Source organism: Vibrio sp. 10N.286.49.E11 (assembly GCF_041469505.1).
In the GTDB taxonomy this organism is placed as follows: Bacteria; Pseudomonadota; Gammaproteobacteria; order Enterobacterales; family Vibrionaceae; genus Vibrio; species Vibrio crassostreae_C.
This window is the reverse complement of record NZ_JBFRKQ010000135.1, coordinates 1-3,819: the sequence shown is the minus strand read 5'-3', so window position 1 is coordinate 3,819 and position 3,819 is coordinate 1. Positions and strand designations below refer to the sequence as shown.

Here is a 3,819-nt window from a genome sequence, read left to right as displayed (position 1 = left end):
AATCCGCGATGAACCAAAAATATTGCCCTAGCCACAGTACTATTAGTAATGATCTGCAAACCAATGGCACCTTGTTGAATGATGCGTGGTGTAATTTTTTCAATAAACATGACTTTATCATCGGTGTGAGCATTGATGGCCCAGAGCACTTACATAATCACTACCGAACCAACCGTGCAGGCAAAGGCACTTTTTCTCAAACAATGCGTGGCATTCGCTACTTGAAACAACATAACGTCGAGTTCGCGACCCTAAGCTGTGTGAATGATGTGACAGGTAAGTATCCACTAGAGGTTTATCGCTTTCTACGCGATGAAGTGGGTTCGAAGCAGCTGCAGTTCATCCCTGTGGTGGATAAGCGCGAGGCTCATACCAACAATCAATGGTTGAGCAACCAACAAGCGATCATTCCTGTCTCTGGCGAAGTTGAATCGTGGAGTGTCGGTTCAGCGCAATGGGGAGAATTCCTTACTACCATTTTTGACGAGTGGTTCGAACATGATTTTGGTCGGGTATTAGTGCCGTACTTTGAAAATTTTTTCGGCGTGTGGATGGGCAGAGAAAGCACCATGTGCACCTTGAGTGAGATCTGCGGCAAAGGGTTAGCGGTTGAGCCCAATGGTGATGTGTATTCATGTGACCATTATGTCTTTCCTGAATTTCAGTTGGGTAATATTCAGGAACAAGAGCTTTCATCTTTAGCCTTTTCGCCAAAGCAACAGAGTTTTGGGTTCTCCAAACAGAAGTCTTTGCCGAAACAATGCCAAACCTGTGAGTTTAAGTTCGCATGTCATGGGGAGTGCCCCAAAAACCGCATCATCACAAGCCGAGATGGCGAAGCAGGGCTAAATTACTTGTGTGAAGGTTGGCTGAGCTTCTTCAAGCATATCGACCCTGTTATTAAGGACTTATTCAAAGCCAATAATATTGCGTCTCGTCTGGGGTAATGGAGTAGGCGTGAATGGATTCAATCAAGATTTAAGTTAGATAGAAGGCTCGCTAAATTGTGCGAGCCTCTTGGTATTTGGTATTTGGTAACGGGTATCTAGTCAGCCGATTCTTGGGCTGGGCTCATGGCGAGAAGAGTCTCTTCCATGGCATTGTTTAGAATCGAACGGTTACGCTGCATGGCGGCCATGAGCGTTGAGCCAAGCCATAAACCATAAAGCGTTCGAGATAGCGATTCGGGCTCTGCGATAGTGAAATCACCGGCCTCATTGCCTTCTTCAAACAGCTTTGCCATACGCAGGATTATCTTTTCTGCGCCTTCTGCCATGGTCGATTGCAACGGGTTTGCAGACCCAGATACTTCTCCCGCCAGTTTTACAACAAGACATTGGATATTGAAGTCTTCAGTCAGTTTCGACGCACACCAAAACTCGAAATAGGCTTTAACGCGGTCACGACGAGAAAGCGATTCATCACTTAAAAAGTCATCCAGCTTAGCGAGATGCTCATCAAAGTAGTTAGTAAGAAGGATCTCACCAAAGTGCTCTTTGGATTTAAAGTAGTGGTAAAAAGAACCCTTCGTGCCTTCCGCTTGGTTGATGATCTTCATCAGGCCAACACCAGCAAACCCGTGTTCATTAATAAGGCTAAATCCTGCATCGAGCATAGCTTGTCGCATGTCTTTCATTGTTCTTACTCTTTATGCTGAGAATGAGGAATAGTGTAACGAGCAACATACCAACCGTCCAGTCTAGCGCGTTAGGACGCGGTCAATAATTGACTCGTTTCGTCAAAGTAACTTTTTCTCTTATTGGCACTTCTAAGCGACAAAACTTTTTTCAAGATAAGCACATCCTATAAATCGAAAATAACAACCTTAAAGGGCCTGTTTGGTGCCTTAAAATGGCTAAATTTGGGTGTTTTAAGTTGCTGTTTTTGTTCGTTTTTAATTTGGTGTTTTCTTAAGATCGCAATGGTAGTCTTAGCTTAATTTCTTTAGGGGGCTAAATGGACACCAATAACAGCACTTATCATCACCACAATTTTGCTCAGCAAGACTTATCAGAGCTTACATTTACAGCCTGTACGTTTATCCGTTGTGATTTCAGACGTTCGAACTTACGTGATGCAACGTTTATTAACTGTAAGTTTATCGAACAAGGCGATATTGAGGGATGCCACTTCGATGTTGCAGATTTGCGTGATGCAAGTTTTCAGAACTGTCAGTTGGCGATGGCGAATTTTAGCAACGCGAATTGCTACGGTATTGAGTTACGTGATTGTGACCTGAAAGGGGCGAACTTTACTCGTGCTAACTTTGCCAACCAGGTAAGCAATAGAATGTATTTTTGCTCCGCGTATATTACGGGCTGTAACCTGTCATACGCCAACTTGGAGCAAGCTTGTTTAGAGAAGTGTGAGTTATTTGAAAACCGCTGGATAGGTACTTACCTTGGCGGAGCGTCACTAAAAGAGTCCGATCTTAGCCGAGGCGTGTTCTCGGAAGATGTATGGGGGCAATTTAGTATGCAAGGTGCTAATTTATGCCATGCTGAATTAGAAGGGTTAGATCCTCGCAAGGTAGACACATCGGGGATTAAAATCGTTGCTTGGCAACAAGAACAACTGCTTGAAAGCATGGGTATTGTGGTGATGCCTGATTGATAGCTGTAATTTCTAACTACAGGCTATTTGGAATATGTAAGAATTCGCTATAGAAGAAAAGCCCAAAGCTAATAACTTTGGGCTTTTCCGTATTTGGTAACCAGCATTTTATAATGAATTTTTAAAAAGAGAATGCTTGGTGATAGAGAACTGATTGGTTGATTAATGCATGCCTGAGCGCATTTTGTCGGCGAGCGCAAAGAAGACAAAAACGACGAAACAGACTAGAGCAGCACACAGTGAAGTTAAGATGGTTGTGGCGTCTTTTGAAATCAATGGAATGGTGATAGAAGCTAGCGCTATCAACATAACAAGGATATGAACAATTCGACCCGGAATTGGATTTTTATGACAGAATGAAGCCCAGAGGTAACGCATTTTCAACACCAGTATAAAATTAGTGGTTTTATTCTATTTTCTTAGTGAGTATTTTGTAAATAACAATTGGTTACAATTGGTTTCAATTGGTTTCAATTGGTTTCAATTGGTTGTAAATATGATCTAAGTCGAATTAGTATTAAACCAGTTAAATAACAGCAGTTTATTGATCTTTTATTGAATTTTAACTTTCAAAATGAACATCATAATATTCCGTATTCTTTGGAATGCTAAGTCAAATATTATTCGAATTTTTGTTTTTTGACTTAAGATCTCATTTATTGAGTGTTCTGTTAAGAGACCGTTTGCGTACAGGTATTGGTGGCGTAACTATCAAGCGAATTAGAGTCATCCTAGAGCCTGTTATTCGTTTTATGTTATTTATCAAAGTGACTCCTCAAATTGAGAGCGAAGTAATCTTGTGAATTTTTCGGTTTGATATACTCAATATTCATTCGATAAAGATGATGGAGATGATATGTCGAAAACCGCGAAGATCATTAATGAAGATAAGCTGGTAAAAAAAGCAGTTGAAGTCGGTTTTAAGATGGCTAAGCTACAAGGTTTTGATTTGCCAAATTCATCCCAACCGATAAAGGTTAAAGCGGTGTACTTGTTCCTTGTTGAAGTCAATCAGATCACACCGTTACCGGACGATAAGCTTGATGGCGCGAACATCAAGAAGCGTTTAGCACTCTGGCTTCATAAGGCACTGCCGGACAATGACCCGCTGAAGTAAACTTGTATTACCTCATTTTTTATATTTGAAACCTAGCGATTTTTCGCTGGGTTTTTTGCTTTATGGAGCAGTAAAAATAGGTTCATCGC

The 3,819-nt window shown here is 41.4% G+C and carries 5 protein-coding genes; 3 read left to right on the top strand and 2 right to left on the bottom strand.

Features of this window, described 5'->3' with window-relative positions:
* On the top strand, positions 1 to 947 hold a 947-nt coding region (locus tag AB4167_RS21835), incomplete at its 5' end, for an anaerobic sulfatase maturase (protein WP_372137015.1).
* A gap of 98 nt (positions 948 to 1,045) precedes the next feature.
* Here the strand turns inward: AB4167_RS21835 and AB4167_RS21830 are convergent.
* Positions 1,046 to 1,636, bottom strand: a complete 591-nt coding sequence (locus AB4167_RS21830) for a TetR/AcrR family transcriptional regulator (protein WP_102458015.1) — start codon at positions 1,634 to 1,636, stop codon at positions 1,046 to 1,048.
* A gap of 320 nt (positions 1,637 to 1,956) precedes the next feature.
* Here AB4167_RS21830 and AB4167_RS21825 point away from each other — a divergent pair, with 320 nt between their 5' ends.
* On the top strand, positions 1,957 to 2,613 hold the full coding sequence (locus AB4167_RS21825; protein ID WP_017070122.1) for a QnrS family quinolone resistance pentapeptide repeat protein: 657 nt from the start codon (positions 1,957 to 1,959) through the stop codon (positions 2,611 to 2,613).
* Between the two features lie 162 nt (positions 2,614 to 2,775).
* Here AB4167_RS21825 and AB4167_RS21820 read toward each other — a convergent pair whose 3' ends face one another.
* Positions 2,776 to 2,991, bottom strand: a complete 216-nt coding sequence (locus AB4167_RS21820; protein WP_029235681.1) for a hypothetical protein — start codon at positions 2,989 to 2,991, stop codon at positions 2,776 to 2,778.
* A 478-nt stretch (positions 2,992 to 3,469) separates the two neighbouring features.
* Between AB4167_RS21820 and AB4167_RS21815 the strand changes: the two genes are divergently transcribed.
* On the top strand, positions 3,470 to 3,730 hold the full coding sequence (locus AB4167_RS21815) for a DUF5062 family protein (protein ID WP_017061084.1): 261 nt from the start codon (positions 3,470 to 3,472) through the stop codon (positions 3,728 to 3,730).
* The last annotated feature ends 89 nt before the right edge of the window (positions 3,731 to 3,819 follow it).